This is a genomic window from Corynebacterium sp. HMSC29G08, assembly GCF_001806875.1.
Taxonomy (GTDB): domain Bacteria; phylum Actinomycetota; class Actinomycetes; order Mycobacteriales; family Mycobacteriaceae; genus Corynebacterium.
On sequence record NZ_KV786216.1, the window covers coordinates 1 to 702 of the forward strand.

1 protein-coding gene is annotated in these 702 nt (G+C 54.3%); it reads right to left on the minus strand.

Annotated elements, in window-relative coordinates:
• On the minus strand, window positions 1-623 hold a 623-nt coding region (locus HMPREF3101_RS02630), incomplete at its 3' end, for an ATP-binding protein (RefSeq protein WP_070462380.1).
• Window positions 624-702 lie beyond the last annotated feature (79 nt).

The following is a 702-nucleotide window of genomic DNA, read 5'->3' on the forward strand; positions in this document are numbered from 1 at the left end:
GCGGCCGATTGGGAGGAGATCAGCGTTGGGAGCCGACCGTCGCGGTCGAATATGATCTTGCTCAGGTCTTCTTGCCCGCGCTGGTTGATGCTCATGGTCAAAAAATCGTCGATGATAAGGACATCGACATTGATCAGTTTCCGCATCTTATCGAGGTAGTTTTGATCAGTCGGTGAGAAGACCGCCAACATGTCTACGAGTTGGTCTAGCCGGTAGTAGGCCACGGAGTATCCGGCTTGACATGCGGCGACGCCGATGGCGCAGACTATGTATGTTTTCCCTGTTCCGGTCGGTGCGAGGATGTGAATGTTGGTCGGGTTTTCCCGCCAGTTGGTCGCCGCGATTCGTTTCAGTTGGCGCATGTTGATGCCGCGTTGTTCTGCCCGGGTGACTTCAGCAAGGCTCGCATCCGGGTATCGGAATTGTGCCTGGGTGATGGCTTTGGCGATGTTGCGTTGTTGCCGTTGTGTGTAGGCCTCTTCGACTGCTGCGAGGAAGATGTCCTCTGGTAGCGCATCTGTATAGGCTTCGTCGTTGACAATCTCGTAGAAGACATCAGCGAAGGTCGATACGCGAAGCTTTCGCATTTTTGCCCGTACTGTTTCGTCATTGATGTTGCTCATGGTTCACGCTCCTTCTAGTTTTCGTAGTGGTCAGCAGGCCGAATAAAGACGGCATCAGCTGCGTCGCTGGTAAGCGGGG